We start from the raw sequence: 18,499 nt of genomic DNA on the forward strand, positions 1-18,499 counted from the left end.
CTGGTCTTCGCCGGGCGTGCGGACGCGCAGGTGAAGATCCGTGGTTTCCGTGTCGAGCCCGCCGAGATCGAGACGGTGCTCACCGCGCACGAGTCTGTCGCCCAGGCTGTGGTGATCGCCCGCGAGGACCGGCCGGGGGAGAAGCGTCTGGTGGCGTATGTCGTCCCAGCCGCCGAAGACGCGGCCGACACCGCTGCCTTGCGGGACTTCGTCGCGGGCCGGCTGCCGGACTACATGGTCCCGGCCGCCGTGATGGTGCTGGACACGCTGCCGGTCACCGAGAACGGCAAGCTCGACCGCGAGGCGCTGCCCGCCCCCGACTTCACGGGCGCCGTGGCCGGCCGTGGTCCGGCGACGCCGGTGGAGGAGGTGCTGTGCGGGCTGTTCGGCGAGGTGCTGGGCCTGGAGTGGGTGAGTGTCGAGGACTCGTTCTTCGAGCTGGGCGGCGACTCGCTGCTCGGCATGCGGCTGATCGCCCGTATCCGGGCCGTCCTGAACGCGGAGATCAGCATCGGTGAGCTCTTCACCGCTCCCACGGTGCTCGGCGTCGCCCAGCTGATCGAGAGTGAGAATGCCTCGGCACGGGTGGCGTTGGTGGCGCGGCCGCGTCCCGAGGTGGTGCCGCTGTCGTACGGGCAGCAGCGCATGTGGTTCCTCAACCGCCTGGAGGAGGCCGGTGCCGGTGCGGCGTACAACATGCCGCTGACGATGCGGCTCTCGGGCGACCTGGACATCCCGGCGCTGGAAGCGGCCCTGCACGACGTGACCGACCGGCACGAGAGCCTGCGCACGGTCTTCCCCGAGAGCGGTGGCGTCCCCCGTCAGCAGGTGCTGGAGGGTGCGGCGGGTCGGGCCCCGCTGGTGGTCGACCGGGTTGCGGAGGGCGACCTGGACCGGGCTCTGGCCACGGAGACGCGCCGTGGTTTCGACATGACCCGTGAGCTGCCGTGGCGGACCCGGCTGTACGAGGTGTCCGACGGCGAGTACGTCCTCGCGCTGATCGCGCATCACATCGCGGTCGACGGCTGGTCCATGGGCGTGATCGCCCGCGACCTCGCCGCCGCCTACACGGCACGGCGCCAGGGCCACGCCCCGGACTGGGCTCCGCTGCCGGTGCAGTACGCGGACTACGCGCTGTGGCAGCGCGAGGTCCTCGGCGAACTGGACGACCCGGAGAGCGTGATCAGCGGCCAACTCGGCTACTGGCGCGAGGCATTGGCGGACCTGCCCGAGGAGCTGACCCTCCCGCACGACCGTCCCCGCCCCACGTTCGGCACGTTCCGTGGTGCGTCGGTCCCGGTGCAGGTGGGCCCGCGCGTGCACAGCAGGCTCGAGGAGATCGCGCAGCGGCAGGGCGCCACGATGTTCATGGTCGCCCAGGCGGCGCTCGGGGTGCTGCTGGCCCGTATGGGCGCGGGCACCGACATCCCGGTCGGCACGGCCGTGGCGGGTCGTGGGGACGCGGCACTGGACGCGCTGACCGGGTTCTTCGTCAACACCCTGGTCCTGCGTACCAAGGTGGACGGTGACCCGTCCTTCGCGGACCTCCTGGCCCGGGTGAAGGAGACGGACCTGGCGGCCTACGCCCACCAGGACGTGCCGTTCGAGCGGCTGGTGGACGAGTTCAGCTCCTCCCGCTCGCTGGCCCGCCACCCCCTCTTCCAGGTCATGCTGCTCTTCCAGAACCTGCCGGAGGGCCAGTCGCAGTGGCAGCTGCCGGGGCTCCGGGTGAGCCCGGTGCAGCCCGCCGGCGAGTCGGCGGCCCGCTTCGACCTGATGGTCAGCCTGGCCGAGCGCCGTGACGGCGAGGGCGCCCCCGGCGGGATCGTCGGCGGTATCCAGTACGCCACCGACCTGTTCGACGAGGCGACCGCACGGTCCCTGGCCGAGCGGCTGGTGCGGGTGCTGGAGCAGGTGGCTGCCGATCCGGGCGTACGCATCGGGGACATCGACGTACTGGACGAGGCCGAGCGTCGCACGGCGCTCCTCGACTGGAACGACACCGCTCGGCCGTTGTCCTCCGGGACGCTGTCGGGTCTGTTCGGGGCTCAGGTGGCCCGTACTCCGGACGCGCCGGCCGTGATCTTCGGTGATGTGACGTGGTCGTATGCGGAGCTGGATGCCGCGGCGAACCGGATCGCGCACGAGTTGATCGGGCGGGGTGTGGGTCCGGGCGCGTTGGTCGGTGTGATGGTCGAGCGGTCGGCCGAGCTGGTGGCGGTGCTGCTGGGCATCGAGAAGGCGGGGGCGGCGTACGTTCCGGTCGACCCGGAGTATCCGGCGGCGCGGATCGCGTTCATGCTCGACGACGCGAGCCCGGCCCTGGTGGTGTGCACGACCGCGACGGAAGAAGGGCTGCCGGAGGGCGACAGGACTCCGCGGCTGGTGGTGGACGATCCGGTGGTGGTGGCCCGGCTGGCCGGGCGGTCGCCGGTGGCGCCGTCGGTGGCGGTGTCGGTGCGTGATGCGGCGTATGTGATCTACACGTCGGGCTCGACGGGCAGGCCGAAGGGGGCGGTGGTCTCGCACGAGGCGATCGTCAACCGGTTGTTGTGGATGCAGGAGGAGTACGGTCTGGGCGCGGACGACCGGGTGTTGCAGAAGACCCCGGCGGGCTTCGACGTCTCGGTGTGGGAGTTCTTCTGGCCCCTGATCACCGGCGCCGGACTCGTCGTCGCGAAGCCCGGAGGCCACCGCGATCCGGCCTACCTCGCCGGGATCATCGAGCGCGAGCGGATCACCACCGTGCACTTCGTGCCGTCCATGCTCGCGGCCTTCCTGAGGGAACCCTCGGTGGGGCGGTTGGCGGGTCTGCGGCGGGTGATCTGCAGTGGTGAGGCGCTGGCGCCGGAGCTGGTGGCGGAGTTCCACCGCAGGCTGGATGCTCCGCTGCACAATCTGTACGGCCCGACGGAGACGGCGGTGGACGTCACGTTCCGGCCGTGCCCGGCGGGTGATGTGAGCGGGGTCGTTCCGATCGGTCGCCCGGTGGCCAACACCCGGGTGTATGTGCTGGACGAGTTCCTGCAGCCGGTGCCGGTGGGCGTGACGGGCGAACTCTATGTCGCGGGTGTGCAGTTGGCGCGCGGCTATCTCGGCCGGCCGGGTCTGACCGCCGAACGGTTCGTGGCGTGCTCGTTCGGCGAACCGGGGACGCGCATGTACCGGACGGGAGACCTGGCGCGGTGTAGCGCGGACGGCGAGGTCGTCTACGCGGGCCGTGCCGACCAGCAGGTCAAGATCCGCGGTTTCCGGGTGGAACTCGGCGAGGTCGAGACCGTCCTGGCCTCCCACGCCACGGTCGGCCAGGCCGCGGTGATCGTGCGTGAGGACCGCCCCGGCGACAAGCGCCTCGTCGCCTATGCGGTCCCCGTTCCCGGCGACGACGTGGACCCCGCCGCCCTGCGGGAGTTCGCGGCCGCCCGGGTGCCGGACTACATGGTCCCTGCCGCCGTCGTGCCCATGGAGGCCCTGCCCGTGACCGCGAACGGCAAGCTGGACCGCGGCAGGCTGCCGGCCCCCGACTTCGTGGGGCAGGCCTCCGGGCAGGCCCCGGCCACCCCGGCCGAGGCGGTGCTGTGCGGGCTGTTCGCGGACGTGCTCGGTGTGGAGACGGTCGGACGCGAGGACTCGTTCTTCGACCTGGGCGGCGACTCGCTGCTGGCCATGCGGCTGATCGACCGGATCAGGACCGTACTGGACAGTGAGGTGGGCATCCGCGACCTGTTCACCGGGCCGACGCCGGCCGCCGTCGCCGCCGCCCTGAACGACCGCTCCGACGTGGGCGACTTCGACCAGGTGCTGCCCTTCCGCACCGGGGGCGACAGGCCTCCGCTGTTCTGCGTCCATCCGGGTCAGGGACTGAGCTGGCGCTATGCGGCGCTCACCCGGCACCTCCCGCCGGAGTACCCGGTCTACGGTCTGCAGTCGCGCGGCCTGAAGGGCGAACCGGAGCTGCCGGAGTCCATCGAGGAGATGGTCGCGGAGTACTTCGAGCGGATGCGCGAGGTCCAGCCCACCGGTCCGTACCACCTGCTCGGCTGGTCGTTCGGCGGTGTGGTCGCGCAGGCGCTGGCCACGCACATCCGCAGCCAGGGTGAGCAGGTCGCCCTGCTGGTGAGCCTGGACGGTTATCCGCACCGCAGCGGGGACGCGGCGGCAGGCGGCGCCGTCGGTGGCGGTGCCGCGCCGGGAGAGGAACCGGTGGGACCGGTCGTGCGCATCGAGGACGGCGTCGAGGTGCCCGCCGGCATCGGTGGAGGCGAGGAGCGGGCGGCCGGCGCCGAGGCGCTGCTGGACGTCCACCGGGTGAAGGCCAACAACGAGCGGCTCATGCGGGACTTCACCCCGGACGTCTTCGACGGCGACCTGCTCCTCTTCGTCGCGGCGGAGGGCCGGCCGGCCTTCTCCCCGGCGTCCGGGGCGCCGGACATATGGCGCCCGTACACCGCGGGCACCGTGGAGAGCCACGAGCTCGGCACCGACCACCGCGGGATCATGGACGCGGGTCCGCTGGCCGAGATCGCCCGCGTCATCACCGAGAAGTACTGAGCGCGGGGACGAGAAGAGGATGCCGGTCTCCAGGATCAACGGGATCGATCTGAGTTACGACGTGTACGGGTCCGGCGAGCCGGTGCTGCTGATCGCGGGCACCGGCGCGCCCGGCCGGATCTGGCGCACCCATCAGGTGCCGGCGCTCACCGCGGCCGGCTTCCGGGTGATCACCGTCGACAACCGGGGTGTGGCGCCGAGCGATCTGTGCGAGGAGGGCTTCACCCTCGCGGACATGGTGGCCGACACGGCGGGCCTGGTGGAGTTCCTGGGGGCCGGGCCCTGCCGGGTGGTGGGCTTCTCCATGGGGGCGATCCTGGTGCAGGAACTCCTGCTCGTCCGCCCCGACCTGGTGCGCCAGGCGGTCCTGATGGCGACGCGGGGGCGCAGCGACACCCTGAGCAGAGCCATGACGGAGGCGGAGCTGGAGGTGCTCGACGACAAGACCGGGTTGCCTCCCCGGTACGAGGCACTGGTCCGGGTGATGCAGGGCTTCTCGCCGCGCACGCTGAGGGACGAGGCGACCCTCCGGGACTGGCTGGACATCTTCGAGATGTCGCCGCTGAGTTCGTCGGTGAGCCGGTCCCAGCTGGAAATCGACATACTGCCCGACCGGCTGTCGAGTTACCGGAACATCGGCGCCGACTGCATGGTGCTGGCTTTCGCCGACGACCTGCTGACACCGCCGCATCTGTGCCGCGAGGTGGCGGACAGCATTCCGGGCAGTGCGTACCGGGAAATTCCCGGATGCGGGCACTACGGATTCATCGAACGTCCCGCCGAAGTCAACTCGGCTCTCGTCGAGTTCTTTCGCGGTATTCGGAACTGACCGTGGCGATGTCCACGCGTCACGACAGGGGAGAGACAAGAATGGAATTCGCGAAGACCCGTCGGCGCTTCGGCATGCTCGGCGTGGCGATGGCCGTGCTTTCCGTGACGGCGGTCGCCACGCCGGTCGCCGCGGCGGCGCAGCCGGCGGCGGTGCGGCAGGCGGAAGCGCGGCAGACGGCGGTGCGGCAGACGGAGGGGCGGAACGCCGCGGTCCCGGCGGTCGCCGCCACGGTCCCGGTGGGCCTGGCCCCGGCGTCGGTCGCGGTGAACCCCCTCACGCATCAGGTGTACGTGGCGAACTCCCATTCCGCTTCGGTGTCGGTCATCGACGGCCGGACGAACACGGTGACGGACACCCTGTCCTTCGACGGCGTGCCGGCGGGGATCGCGGTGAACCCGGTGACCAACCGCGTCTATGTCACCAGTGCCTTCGCGGGGAAGGTCCTGGTGTTCAGCGGACGCACCCACGCCCTGCTGGACACGATCGACGTGGGCGGCGCCCCGACGGGCATCGCGGTGAACCCGGTCAGTCACACCCTCTACGTCACCGACCAGAGGCCGGACGGCCACAGCGTGTCCCTGGTCGACACCCGCACGAACGAGGTGCGCGCGAGAGTCCTCGTCGGCAAGGCGCCCGGCGCGGTGGCGGTCGACCCGCACACCGACGTCGCCTACGTCGCCAACGCCGGCGACGGCACTGTCTCGGTGATCGACGGCCGGAGCGGCACCGTCACCGGCACGGTGACGGTGGGCGGCGTGCTGCCCGGCATCACCGTGAACCCGCTCACCAGGTCCGTCTACGTCACCAACGGCACCACCAACACCGTCGCGGTGATCAGCGAACGCACCCGTCAGGTGGTGGGGACGGTGCCCGTCGGCGCCTTCCCGGCGCAGATCGCGACCGATCCGCTGACCGGCACCGTGTACGCGGCCAGCGGCGCCGACGGCGGTGTGACGGTGATCGACGGCCGGACCGCCACGGTGCGGGCGAAGGTGACGACCGGCCAGATACCGTTCGGCGTCGCGGTCGACCCGCTCACCGGCACCGTGTACGTCTCCAACCAGTTGGACAACACGGTGTCGGTGGTCACGCGGGCCGGGCGGTAGACGCCAGGCCCTGTCCGGACAGACCTACTGCGGCACGGCCTTCTCCTCGGGCATCCGTCGGTGCCCCTGGGAAGAAGGCGCCGGAAGCTGAAGCGTGATGACGAGTCCGCCGGTCGGCCTCGGGTGTGCCTGGACGGTGCCCTCATGGGCGTTCATGACCGCCCGTACGATCGACAGCCCGAGCCCGGCTCCCTTGGCGGAGCCGACCCGGTCGGCCCGCAGCCGGCGGAACGGCTCGAAGATCGACTCGGCCTGTTCCGGGGAGACCTCCGGGCCGGTGTTCTCGACCTGGAGATACGACCAGCCGGCGGACTCACGCGTCCAGATCCAGATCTGCCCGTTCATGACGTTGTACTTGATGGCGTTCTCGATCAGGTTGACCGCGCAGCGTTCGAGAAGCACCGGGTCGCCGACGGCCCGTGCGGGGTGGAGAACATGATGGAGCGTCACGTCGGCCCGCCGGGCGTGCTCGGCGAGCTGTTCCACGGCGTGCGACGCCAGGGCGGCGAGGTCGACGGGGGACCGGTCCTGCAGTTCGCGTTCCGACTTCGCCAGCAGGAGCAGACCGTCGAGCAGCCGCTCCTGACGGCCGATGGTGCCCAGCAACTTGTGCCCGAGGGTCTTCACCGCGTCGGGCACCCCGCCCGGCTTGGCCAGGGCCACGTCGATCATGGTGCGGTTGATCGCCAGTGGAGTGCGCAGTTCGTGCGAGGCGTTGGCGATGAACCGGCGCTGGGCGTTGAAGGCCCGGTCGAGCCGTTCGAGGAGGCTGTCGAAGGTGTCCGCGAGTTCCTTGACCTCGTCGCGCGGCCCGGTCAGGCCGATCCGCTCGTGCAGGGTGCTCTCCGACAGCCTCCGGGCGGTGGCGGTCATCTGCTGCAGCGGCCGCAGCATCCACCCCGACACCAGATAGCCGAGCAGCACCGACAGGACGGCCAGGGCCAGCAGCGTGAGCACCGCGCTCTGCACCGTCTGGTCCAGGACCGCTTGCTGCTGCTTGGCGATCTGCTCGGCCATGTCGTTCTGGCCGGTGATCGTCGTCGATCCGGGGACCTCGCCCTGGGGCGGCTCGGTGACCAGCACCTTGAACTCGGTGCGCACGGCACGGGCGGTGACCGCGTAGGTGGCGGCCTCCAGGATGGTGCCCATGACCAGGAACAGCGCTCCGAAGACGACGGTGAGCCGGGTCCGCAGGCTCATGTGCATGCTCTTCACAGCCGGTATCCCACGCCGGTGACGGTCTCGATGACACGCGGTTCACCGAGCTTCTTGCGCAGCGCCACCATGGCCACCCGCACCACATTGCTGAACGGGTCGATGTTCTCGTCCCAGGCCTTGTCGAGGAGGTGCTCGACGCTGACCACCCGTCCGTCGGCCCGCATCAGCTCCTCCAGCAAGGTGAACTCCTTCTTCGTGAGGACGACCGGCCGTCCCTCGCGCTCGACGGTGCGGCGCTGCGGGTCGAGCCGGATGCCCGCGCGTTCCAGGACGGGCGGCAGCGGCGGGGCCGAGCGGCGGGCCAGCGCACGGATCCGGGCCACCAGCTCATCGAACACGAACGGCTTGGCCAGGTAGTCGTCGGCGCCGAGCGAGAGGCCGTCGATCTTCTCCGTCACGTCGTCGGCCGCCGTGAGCATGATGATCCGGCTGCTGCTGCGCTTGGCCACCAGCTGACGGCACACGTCGTCGCCGTGCACCTCCGGAAGGTCGCGGTCCAGCACGATCACGTCGTAGTCCGTGTAGCTGGTGCGGTACAGGGCCTCCGCGCCGTCGTAGACGGTGTCCACGGCGATGGCCTGGTCCCGCAGTCCCTCGGTGATGGATTCCGCCAGGATTTCCTCGTCCTCGACGACAAGCACGCGCATGTTTCTCCCCCGGGGTCACTGTCCGGTCCGATGGTTGCGCAAAGGATGTTAGGTTCCAATAAGGTGGTTCCAAAGGGTATTTGAGGATTTCGAGGACTCGAAAATCCGCGTTCACCGGTCGAAGAGCGCACGGAACGTGTTCGTGCGCCTCCCGTGCCCCGCGCCATCAGATCCATGCGCGTGCGCCATGCCCCGTGTATTCGTCCCACCGTTTCCACAAGGAGTCCCGTGTTGCTGGCTGCCGCTCCGGTACAACCGATCGCCTCCCATGCGCTCCTGGTCTTCCTTCTCCAGGTAGGCCTCCTGCTTCTCTTAGCGATTCTTCTCGGCCGTCTGGCGGCGAAATTCGGCCTGCCGGCCATAGTCGGCGAGTTGAGCGCGGGCGTGATCCTCGGGCCCTCGCTCTTCGGTCAGCTCGCGCCGGACGCCGCCGGATGGCTGCTGCCGTCACTGCCGGACCAGACGCATCTGCTCGACGCCGTCGGACAGGTCGCGGTACTGCTGCTCGTCGGGCTCACCGGCATCGACATGGACCTGCGCATGGTGCGCCGCCGCAGGGCCACCGCGCTGCGGGTCAGCCTGGCCGGACTGGTCATTCCGTTGGTCCTCGGCATCGGACTGGGCTATCCGCTCGCGCGCCTGCTGGGCACCGGCGAGGCCCACACGCATGTGTTCGCACTCTTCCTCGGAGTGGCCATGTGCGTCAGCGCGATACCGGTCATCGCCAAGACGCTGATGGACATGAACCTGATGCACCGCAACATCGGCCAGCTGACCCTCGCCGCCGGAATGATCGACGACGCCTTCGGCTGGTTCATGCTGTCGGTCGTCTCCGCGATGGCCGCCGGCGGGCTTGCTGCCGGAATGGTCGTCAAGGCCCTCCTGTCCCTGGTGCTCGTCGTCGTGATCGCGCTGGTGGCCGGACGGCCGCTCGTCCGGCTCGTCCTGCGGGCCAGTGAGGGGTCCGAGCAGCAGACGGTCGCGGTGACCGCCGCGATGATCCTGCTCGCCGCGGCCGGCACACATGCCCTCGGACTCGAGGGGGTCTTCGGCGCGTTTCTCTGCGGCATGGTCATCGGCTCCAGCAGTGACGTCGCGCGGGCCCGCACCCGCTCCCTGCGCACGGTCGTCCTGGGCTTCCTGGCCCCGGTCTTCTTCGCCACCGCCGGCCTGCGCATCGACCTGACGGCGCTGGCCGACCCCGCGGTGCTGGCCGCGGCCCTGCTCGTGCTCGCCGTCGCCGTCCTCGGCAAGTTCGCGGGCGCCTACCTCGGCGCACGGCTGAGCAGGCTGACCCGCTGGGAGGCCCTGGCGCTCGGCGCCGGCATGAACGCGCGCGGCGTCATCGAGGTGATCGTGGCGATGGTCGGTCTGCGGCTCGGCATCCTCGACACCGCCACCTACACGATCATCGTGCTGGTCGCCGTGGCGACCTCCGTCATGGCACCCCCGCTGTTGCGCGTCGCCATGAAACGCGTCGAGTGCACCACCGAGGAGGACCTGCGGCTGCGGGCACGGACGGAAGCGGCTGCGAACGGCTGAACGTGACGCGGACGAGGGGGTGTCCTCTGGACGTCGGCGCGATCCAGAAGACACCCCCTCGGCAGGGCCCAGGCCTCCGGCGGCCGGCCCGGTGGGAACGGGCGGCCGCCGGAGCCTTGCCCGACGACGGACAGGGGGGACGTCGCCGGGGGGTACGGGGTCAGGCGGTGGCGAGGGCCACCGTCGGAGAGAGCCGGGCCGCCCGCATCGCCGGATAGATGCCGGCGATGGTGCCGATGGCCAGCGTCGCGCCGATGGCTCCGCCGAACGCCCACGACGGTACGACCGGCGGCCAGTCCCGGTAGATCGCGAACACGATCGTGGCGGCCGATCCCAGGACCGCTCCGACGCAGCCGCCGAGCAGGGACAGCAGCAGCGACTCGACGAGGAACTGGGTGCGCACCTGCCCGCGGGTGGCGCCGAGCGAGCGGCGCAGACCGATCTCGCGGCGCCGTTCCAGAACCGAGATCACCATGGTGTTGGCGACCCCGACGCCGCCGACGAGCAGCGCGACCGCGCCGAGTCCGAGCAGCAGACTGGTGAACGTCCCGGCGGCGGCGGCCTTGGCCTCCAGCGCGTCGGAGGGCCGGCTGACCTTCACCTCTTCGGGGTTCTTGGGGTTGACGGTGCGGGGCAGGACGTTGCGGACGTCTTCCACCGAGGCGTCTGTGGAGCGTTCGTAGATCATCGTGGGATGGGCGTCGAAGTCCAGGTACTTCTTGGCGGCGTCCCAGCCGACCAGGGCCGAGCGGTCGATCTCCGGTGCCAGCGGCAGCGTCTTGAGAACCCCCACCACGGTGAACCAGCGGTTCGCTATCCACACCTGGTCGCCCACCCGGGACAGGCCGAGCCGCGTGGCCGCCTCCGAACCCAGCACCACGGCCGGGTACTTGGCGGTGGAGGCGTTCAGCCAGGTGCCCTTGCTGACCGACCCGTCGAGCGTCTTGAGCAGCTCGGGGGTCGTGGCCGAGACCGCGATGCCCTGCGTGACCTCCTCGGGGATCAGGTTGTTGCGCCGGACCGTGGCGTCGGTCTTTCCGGTCGCCGACGCGGTCGTGACCGGACCGATCCGCTTGGTCATCGCGACCGAGGTCTCGGGCAGCTTGGCATCGCCACCGAAGATGGTCTGGCCCGGCTGCACCGTCAGCATGTTGGTGCCCAGCGAGTCCAGCTGACGCAGCAACTGCTCCTTGCTGGACGAGGAGATACCGATGACGGCCACCATGGTGGCGATGCCGATGGCGATGCCCAGCGCCGACAGTACGACCCTGGTCGGCCGCGACCGCAGCCCGGACAGTCCCACCCGGAAGATGTCACTGGGTGCGAGCCGGGCCGGCGACAGCCGCCGCGTGGACCGCGTCGACTCTCTGGTCCCGACGGACGCGGCCCGGTCCGCGCCGCTCATGCCGACACCCCCTTCCATGCCTCGGTCAGATTGCGTCCGGTGCCCGCGCCGCCGTCCGTGACGATCTGGCCGTCCCGGACCCGGACCTGACGGGGCGCCCACTGCGCGATGTCCTGGTCGTGCGTGATGATCGCGATCGTGGTGCCGGAGTGGTGCAGGTCCAGCAGCACACCCAGCACCTCCGAGCCGGCCGCGGTATCGAGGTTTCCGGTCGGCTCGTCCGCGAGCAGCAGATCGGGTTCCCCGGCCACCGCCCTGGCCACCGCCACCCGCTGCCGTTCACCACCGGAGAGCTGGTTCGGGCGGTGCCCGAGGCGGTGGCCCAGGCCGACCCGTTCCAGGGCGGCGCGTGCGAGCTTGCGCCGCTTCGACAGGGAGACCCCGCCGTAGAGCAGTCCGTCGGCCACGTTGTCGAGGGCGCTGACGCCGTCGGCGAGATGGAAGGACTGGAACACGAACCCGATGTGCCGGGCGCGCAGCGCGGACAGCTCGCGGTCCGACAGCTTGGCGACGTCGTACCCGGCGATCTCCACGCGGCCGGTGGACGGACGGTCCAGGGTGCCGATCAGGTTGAGCAGGGTGCTCTTGCCCGAGCCGGACGGCCCGACGATGGCGGTCAGTTCACCCGGCTCGATCACCAGGTCCACCCCGCGCAGTGCCTTGACGCCGCCCGGATACGCCTTGGTCACGCCGGTCAGCTCGACGATGTTCATGACCTGGGCACCTCGACCTTCGTTCCTTCGCCGATGCCGGAGCCGGAGATCTCGACCCGCCCGCCGCCGTAGGTGCCGGTCTTCACGGGCACGATGTGCGTCGTCGTGCCCTCGACGACCTCCACTCCGAAGCCGCCCTCCCGCAGCGCGAGCAGCGCCTCGATCGGTACGGACAGCACGGCCTTGGCGCGCTCGCTCTCCAGCTTGACGGTGACCGGCGCCTGGTCGATGCTGCCGCTCTCCTTGTCGGAGAGCTTGATGTCGACGCCGATGGTGGACTTGCCCTCCTCCTTGGCGGCCTTGGCCACCTTGCCCACCGAGGTGATCTTCCCCTTGACCTCTTTGCCGTCGGGCAGGATGACGCCGACCGTGAGGCCCTCCTTGGCCATGTTCTGCTTGGCGGCGTCCAGGTCGACGTGGACGGTCGGCACGGTACCGGTCACCGTCAGCGCGTTCGCGCCGGCGCCGGCCCTGCCGCCCTTCGCCACGGCCACCTGGCTCACCCGCAGCGGCCCGGACTGGAACACCACCTGGGAGGCGTCGACGACGCCCGTATCGTCCAGTCCCAGGTCGTCCTGCCACTCCTTGACGGCGTTGGCGGTCGCGGAGGTGAACTCCTTGTCGACCGAGAGGCCGTCGCCGTAGCCGAGAGCCTTGAGGTTGCTCTCCAGCTCCTTGACGTCGGCGCCCTCGACGCCTTCCTTCAAGGTCCGGTAGAGCGGCAGGGACCCGTACATGAGGGTGACCGGCTTGTCGTCGATCTTGAGCAGCGGCTTGCCGCGGGTGATGGTCGTGCCCTCGGACGGGACCCAGGTGACCACGCCGTTCGCGGTCGCCGGGATCGACCGCTCGTCGACGTAGGTCAGCTTGCCGTCGACGTCCTCGGTCTCGACGACGTCTCCCCGGGTGACCGGTGCCGTCGCGATGGCCGCCTTCTCGGCCTTGCCGTCCGATGTGCCGTCCTTTTTCAGGGTCAGGGCGGCGGTCGCCGCGCCGGCCACCAGGACGACCAGCACGGCCGCCATCAGGAAGGCGCGCTTGCCCCTGCGCCGCTCCCCGGGCTCCTCCGGCCCGGAGCCGGCCGCGCCGTTCGGGGACGACTCACTGATGGTGTCCTGTGCGCTCACGAGGGTCCCATCTGCATCGAACCGGGCAGGTTCTTCTGGCACTTCTTCTGTGCCTCCTCGGCCTTCGCCTGGGAGCCCTGGGGAACCGTCATCTTCAGGCCCTCGCCCGGCTTCGGGTCGGGAATGTTGACGCCGTTCTCGCGCATGCACTGCGCAAACTTGACCATCTGGTCATGGGCCTTGGTGTCGTTCGCGTCCGCGTCGCCGGGCGCGGCGTCCTGCATGTACTTCTGGCACTTCTTCGCGGCTTCCTCCAGCGCGTTCTTGCCGGGGCCGCCACTGCCGGTGACCCGGAGCGGCTGGCCCGGCTCGGGGTCCTTGACGTCGACGCCGTTCTCGCGCATGCACTGGGCGTACTTGAGCTGCGCCTCCCGGGCGTCCGCCGACTTGCTGGGCTGGGCGGTCGCGGCGGAGTTCTTGCTCTTGTCGGCGCTGGCGACTCCGCCGTCCCCGCCGCTGTTGCTGCTGCACGCGGCCAGCGTCAGCGCCAACGGGATGACCGCCGCCACGGCCATGTTCCGGATCCTCACGGTCCCACCTCCTCACCGGGGCTCCCTGCCTCGGCGAGGACCATTTGACCGGCCACCTGATTAGGCTGAGATTAACCGGCGATGACCTGCGAAAACGGTAGGGAATCAGCCGATCGGGCTCTGTCGGTGAGCGCGGACCAGGCCGCCGTCACAGCGCAGTGGTCCGCCGGTGGCGTAGGAGGCCTGGGCGCCGGCCAGGAACGTGACGGCCGCGGCGAACTCGTCAGGGGTACCGCACCGGCCCGCCGGGATTTCCGCCCGGGCAGCGTCCCGTACCTGCTCTTCGCAGACCCCCCCGGCCTTCGACCACGGCCCCGTACACCTGCTTCATGCGGTTGGTCTCGATCCGGCCGGGCGCGGCCAACGCGACGAGGTTGATTCTCCGAAGGGACACCCGTCCTGTCCGACGTCACCGGCCGCACCGCCCCGCGCTGCGGCCGGCAGACGTCGCTCACTCCTGACGAAGGACGACGATGAAGCATCAACCCGAAGGAACTGGAGTCGTACGCGTCGTCCTGGGTGAGTTCGGGCAGGTCCAGGTAACCGAGCCGGCCGAGGCGGCAGTTGATGGCGACGACCACCGCGTCGGTGAGGCTCGGCGAGTGCGTCCGCCGACGCCCGGGACAGGGCGCCCCCTGACTACATGTCGCGAAGTACGCCTTGCTCTCCAGCATCGGGAACTGCGAACGGAACGCGGCGGCGCGCAGTCGGCGCATCCGGCCGGCGGCGGGCTGCCCGCAGATCGCTGAGCCGCGACAGGATGCCCATGACCACGTCGAGCGGTGGCCCGCTGGCCGTCAGATCCTGGTCCTGTTCACGTGACGTCAGCGTCGTCGGCTCCTGCCTGGCACCGGATTCAGCCCGGCCCGCCCCGGAATGGTCCTCGGTTACGCCGCGCATCCCGTCGACCGGCTACGAGAAGCCGCCCGGCGCATCGCGGCAGCACTGCGGGAGACCGGCTGACGAACCGGCGAGCCGTCGACGCGTTCTTCGTGTGGCCCGGAGACCGGAGAGAGCCCGGTCCCCGCCCGAAGTCCCAGAGAAGTCCCACAGATGCCGCCGCATCCTCTTCAGAGCCGCATTTATGCAGGTCAGAGTGGATGCGGCGGCATTCCGCCGAAGGACTTTCAGATGTCCCGGAAGGGACCGGCGAGCCCTGAAGCCCTCGCCGAATCGTCGCCAGTAACCCGGTTCCGTCTCCCCAGCCTGGGAGGGGGCTTCCTCGACCGCATGCCCCATCCCGCGGGGCAGCGCCAGCGCGATGATCACCGATCCGAGCGCAAAGCAGCCCGCGTTGACGACGAGTCCCGTCAGGGGGCCGAGCAGCGCCACCAGGGAGCCGCCGGCCGCCGGGCCAATGGTGGAGGCGAGCCGCTCGGTCACGCCGGCAAGACCGGTGGCCCGCTCCAGTTGCACCCCGCCGTGCTCGGCCGCCTCCGGGACCATGACTCCCTTGGCCAGGTCGCCGGGGCCCCGCACCGCGCCGATCAGCGCGACCAGGGCCAGCAGGAGCGGAAAGGACAGCAGCTCCAGGGCATGGAACAGAGGAACCGCGGCGGCAGCGGTTGCGCTGGCCAGATCCGTGGTCCAGGAAACGGCCCGCGGGCCGATCCGGTCCACCAACGGCCCGGTGAACGCTTTGACCACCACGTAGGGGGCCATCTCGCAGAAGGCCACCAGTCCGGTCTGGGTGGCACTGCCGGTCGTGACAAGAACGAACCAGGGCAGTGCCACGGCCGAGATCCGAGTACCGGTCAGCGATACGGCCATGGCCGCCAGCACCCCGCCCAGCGCCCGTACGGACCGCCTCCCGGGTATGCCGTCGGCCTCCAGGACATCCTCTGTCACGACGTCTCCGTTACTGTCGCTTCTTGAGAACTGGAACAGGTGGCCGACGGGGCGGACGCATCCAGCTCCGGCAGGAGGTGCGTGACCACGACGACCCGTTCCGCCCCCGCGGGGGCACTCGCCGCCGCCTCCGGCGTATCTCTCCGGTAACCGGAGATGACAGCCCTCAGCTCCTGATGCAAGGCGGCGGCCTCTGCGGTCGTGAGCCGCAGGGCCCAGTCACTCATGTCGAACGTGTCCCGCCAGGCATTGACGCCCAGCCGCTCCGCACGGCGGGTAGCCGTCGACGGGCCGTACTGCCGCAGCAACCCCACCAGCACCGGCAGACCCACCCGCGCGGACGTCGCCCACCGCACAGGGCGCCCGGTGTTCTTCTCGGCCGATCCGGTCGTGTTGACCCCGCGATCGGCGAGTTGCATCGGTGACTGACGGTGGTCGGGCGACACGGCTTCCTCCTCAGGGCCCGCTCCCGGGTTCGGTCTGCGCTCTCGATGCCGGAAAGTTACGGGCCGCGACTCCTGCGCGTCGTCACCGACGGGTGGGCACTTACCGTCTTTGCGGGTCCCCCGAGCGAGCTACCCGGCTGTCCTCTCCCGGGGGACGCAGCCCCCGCCCCAGGACGCTAGGCTCAGAGTGCAAGACGGTCCGGCCCGCGGCGCCGTGTGGTGTTCGATACCGAACAGGTCGTAGCGAACGGGCGGGCGGGTAGCGGACCACGGCCCGGTCCTCATGCCGCTCAGCGCCGGACCCACGGGATCGTGGATGATGATGACGGAAGACCAAGCAGCGCGTGAACCATCGGGCTCGGCGTCCCCCGCGCCAACGGCGCGTGCGCAGGACAGGGGCCCCTCCGCACGCGTGAACCCGGTGGCCGCCGCAGCCGCACGGCTTCGCGTGCTGTTGCGGTGGTGGGGATCACGCCCTGCCGCCACCAGGGACCGCGGAGTCGCGCTTGTCTTCACGGTGCTGTCGTTCGCGGCGCCGCTGTCGCGGGTCGGGGCGCAGTTCGGCGGCCTTGCCACCCACGGCACCTCGGTCGCGAGTGTGCTGCTGAACCTGGGGCAGACCCTGCCGCTTGCGGTGCGCACCCGGTGGCCGGCCGCCTGCCTCGCGGTGGTGGGGGCCTCGTTCGCGGTGCACGAGTGCCTGGGCTACCCGCCGACCTTCGGCAGCCTGGGGGTGTACATCGCGCTGTACTCCGTGGGTGCCCACCAGGAGCGCCTCCGGCGGGTCGTACCGCTGGCGGCGACGGGCGGCTACGTGGTCTTCGGCGTCGTGCTGCATGTGCTGGGCTCGCCCGAGGGACTGACCGACTACCTGCTCTATTACATGGTCCTGGCGGTGGTGTGGGGCCTGGGTGTCCAGGTCCGCGGGCGGCGGGCGCAGGAGGCCGAGCGTCGGCGCCTGTCCGTGCAGGTGGCCATCGCGACGGAACGCAGCCGCCTGGCCCGGGAATTGCACGACGTGGTGACCCACCATGTGACCGCGATGGTGGTGCAGGCAGGTGCAGCACAGTACCTGACCGAGTCGCCGGACCGCCTCCATGAGTCCCTCGACGCCATCAACGGCACCGGCCGTCGCGCGCTGGCCGAACTCCGGTTCCTGCTCGGCGTGCTGGAGGCGACCGGTGATTCGGCGCCCCGGGAGCGGACGCCGCTGCCGGGCCGGGTGCCTGATCTGGTGGAGCAGACGCGAGCGGGCGGCCAGCCGATCGAACTGGTCGAGGACGGAGAGCAGTCGGCCATGGCCATAGGTGCCCAACTCACGGCGTATCGCGTCGTGCAGGAATCCCTGACGAACGCCGTGAAATACGCCCCGGGCCGGCGGACGCTGGTACGGCTCGCGCACACCTCTGACTGGACGGACGTCGAGGTCACCACCGCCGGGACGGCCGACGGCGCTCCCGCGTCCGCCGCCCTGCCGGGCGGCGGCCCGCAGGTCTCGGGCGGCCGGGGCCTGACCGGACTGCGGGAACGGGTGGAGATGCTGGGGGGCGAATTCGCGGCGGGGCCCAGCCCGGATGGCGGGTTCCGCGTGCACGCACGCATCCCCGCGGGAGGTGCCGCGTGAGTGTTCCGCCCGCTGCGATCAGGGTGCTGGTGTGCGAGGACCAGGCCCTCGTGCGTGCCGGCTTCGTCACGATCTTCTCCGCCCAGCCCGACATGGAGGTCGTGGGCGAGGCCGTCGACGGCCGAGCGGCGATCCGCAGCGCGCAGGAGCTGAAGCCGGACGTCGTCGTCATGGACATCCGCATGCCCCTGCTCGACGGAATCGAGGCCACCCGGCGCCTGGCGGGGCCCGACTCCGCCAGCCCCGCCAGGATCCTCGTCGTGACGACCTTCAACGTCGACGAGTACGTGTACGAGGCCCTGCGCGCCGGCGCCAGCGGCTTCATTCTCAAGGACGCCCCACCGCCCGAACTGATCAACGCGGTACGCGTCGTCGCCCGCGGCGAGTCCCTCCTGGCCCCCGCCGTGACCCGCACCCTGATCGGCCGCTTCGCCGAACGCGTACGCCCCTCCGCCGCCCACGCGTCCCCCGAGCGCGAGCGCCTCAAGGTCCTCACCCCCCGCGAGCACGAGGTCCTCCTCCTCATCAGCGAGGGCCTGTCAAACGCCGAAATCGCCACCGAGTTGGTCATCAGCCACGAGACCGTGAAGACCTACGTCTCGCGCATCCTCACCAAACTGGACCTCCGCGACCGCGTCCAGGCGGTGGTCCTGGCCTACCGGGCGGGGTTGGCAGGGGGCGGCAACCGAGCCTGACGGCCCTGAGATGCCGGCCGGGGCGGGCAAGTGCCACGGCCGCGCTCCTCCCCGACCGACCGCCCCGCCGAGGCGGTGTTCCAGACTCATGGACTGGCGGCTCGATCAGCGTGCTCCCCGCCCTGCGCAATGGCTCTCTCAGATGTTCCAAGGGTCCCCGCATCCCCCGAGCGAGCTACCGGATTTGTCCTCTCTGCGGTGACGCGCGCCACTGG

General features: G+C 70.6%; 13 protein-coding genes and 2 pseudogenes. 6 read left to right on the forward strand and 9 right to left on the reverse strand.

What is annotated here, in order from left to right; translation table 11 throughout:
• The 3 genes from ACZ418_RS38385 to ACZ418_RS38395 all read left to right on the forward strand — a co-directional run.
• The coding region (locus tag ACZ418_RS38385) for an amino acid adenylation domain-containing protein (RefSeq protein WP_468372312.1) at nucleotides 1-4,551 on the forward strand (4,551 nt) is incomplete at its 5' end.
• Nucleotides 4,552-4,570: 19 nt separating this feature from the next.
• Nucleotides 4,571-5,380 carry an alpha/beta fold hydrolase gene (locus ACZ418_RS38390; protein ID WP_468372315.1) on the forward strand — a complete coding sequence of 270 codons (810 nt, stop codon included), beginning with the start codon at nucleotides 4,571-4,573 and terminating at the stop codon, nucleotides 5,378-5,380.
• Between the two features lie 41 nt (nucleotides 5,381-5,421).
• Nucleotides 5,422-6,489, forward strand: coding sequence for a YncE family protein (locus tag ACZ418_RS38395; protein WP_468372317.1), 1,068 nt, complete (start codon nucleotides 5,422-5,424; stop codon nucleotides 6,487-6,489).
• 24 nt (nucleotides 6,490-6,513) lie between these two features.
• Here ACZ418_RS38395 and ACZ418_RS38400 read toward each other — a convergent pair whose 3' ends face one another.
• Entirely contained in the window at nucleotides 6,514-7,689 is a 1,176-nt protein-coding gene (locus tag ACZ418_RS38400; protein ID WP_468372319.1) for a sensor histidine kinase, read from the reverse strand.
• An 11-nt stretch (nucleotides 7,690-7,700) separates the two neighbouring features.
• Nucleotides 7,701-8,354, reverse strand: a complete 654-nt coding sequence (locus tag ACZ418_RS38405; protein ID WP_468372321.1) for a response regulator transcription factor — start codon at nucleotides 8,352-8,354, stop codon at nucleotides 7,701-7,703.
• Between the two features lie 174 nt (nucleotides 8,355-8,528).
• On the opposite strand from ACZ418_RS38405, the gene ACZ418_RS38410 reads away from it, so the two are divergent.
• A complete protein-coding gene (locus ACZ418_RS38410) occupies nucleotides 8,529-9,896 on the forward strand; it encodes a cation:proton antiporter (RefSeq protein WP_468372323.1) in 1,368 nt (455 codons plus the stop codon).
• A gap of 160 nt (nucleotides 9,897-10,056) precedes the next feature.
• Here ACZ418_RS38410 and ACZ418_RS38415 read toward each other — a convergent pair whose 3' ends face one another.
• The 7 genes and pseudogenes from ACZ418_RS38415 to ACZ418_RS38445 all read right to left on the reverse strand — a co-directional run bounded on the left by ACZ418_RS38415 (nucleotide 10,057) and on the right by ACZ418_RS38445 (nucleotide 15,965).
• Nucleotides 10,057-11,301 carry an ABC transporter permease gene (locus tag ACZ418_RS38415; RefSeq protein ID WP_468372326.1) on the reverse strand — a complete coding sequence of 415 codons (1,245 nt, stop codon included), beginning with the start codon at nucleotides 11,299-11,301 and terminating at the stop codon, nucleotides 10,057-10,059.
• On the reverse strand, nucleotides 11,298-12,014 hold the full coding sequence (locus tag ACZ418_RS38420; protein WP_468064045.1) for an ABC transporter ATP-binding protein: 717 nt from the start codon (nucleotides 12,012-12,014) through the stop codon (nucleotides 11,298-11,300). The genes ACZ418_RS38415 and ACZ418_RS38420 overlap by 4 nt, the downstream gene beginning before the upstream one ends.
• Nucleotides 12,011-13,141 (reverse strand): peptidoglycan-binding protein, encoded by a 1,131-nt coding sequence (locus tag ACZ418_RS38425; protein ID WP_468372329.1) that lies wholly within the window; start codon nucleotides 13,139-13,141, stop codon nucleotides 12,011-12,013. The genes ACZ418_RS38420 and ACZ418_RS38425 overlap by 4 nt, the downstream gene beginning before the upstream one ends.
• On the reverse strand, nucleotides 13,138-13,671 hold the full coding sequence (locus ACZ418_RS38430) for a hypothetical protein (RefSeq protein WP_468372331.1): 534 nt from the start codon (nucleotides 13,669-13,671) through the stop codon (nucleotides 13,138-13,140). The genes ACZ418_RS38425 and ACZ418_RS38430 overlap by 4 nt, the downstream gene beginning before the upstream one ends.
• A 105-nt stretch (nucleotides 13,672-13,776) precedes the next feature.
• A pseudogene (locus ACZ418_RS38435) lies at nucleotides 13,777-13,944 on the reverse strand (SDR family oxidoreductase); the annotation flags it as partial.
• An 878-nt stretch (nucleotides 13,945-14,822) separates the two neighbouring features.
• Nucleotides 14,823-15,519: pseudogene (locus ACZ418_RS38440) on the reverse strand (MFS transporter); the annotation flags it as partial.
• Entirely contained in the window at nucleotides 15,516-15,965 is a 450-nt protein-coding gene (locus ACZ418_RS38445; RefSeq protein ID WP_468372333.1) for a hypothetical protein, read from the reverse strand. The pseudogene ACZ418_RS38440 and the gene ACZ418_RS38445, both read right to left, overlap by 4 nt.
• Nucleotides 15,966-16,413: 448 nt before the next feature.
• On the opposite strand from ACZ418_RS38445, the gene ACZ418_RS38450 reads away from it, so the two are divergent.
• The gene (locus tag ACZ418_RS38450; RefSeq protein ID WP_468372535.1) at nucleotides 16,414-17,589 is read left to right on the forward strand and encodes a sensor histidine kinase; all 1,176 of its coding nucleotides are present in this window, start codon (nucleotides 16,414-16,416) and stop codon (nucleotides 17,587-17,589) included.
• Nucleotides 17,586-18,284, forward strand: coding sequence for a response regulator transcription factor (locus ACZ418_RS38455; RefSeq protein ID WP_351227778.1), 699 nt, complete (start codon nucleotides 17,586-17,588; stop codon nucleotides 18,282-18,284). Before ACZ418_RS38450 ends, ACZ418_RS38455 begins: the two co-directional genes overlap by 4 nt.
• The last annotated feature ends 215 nt before the right edge of the window (nucleotides 18,285-18,499 follow it).

Source organism: Streptomyces sp. NPDC030820 (assembly GCF_055572075.1).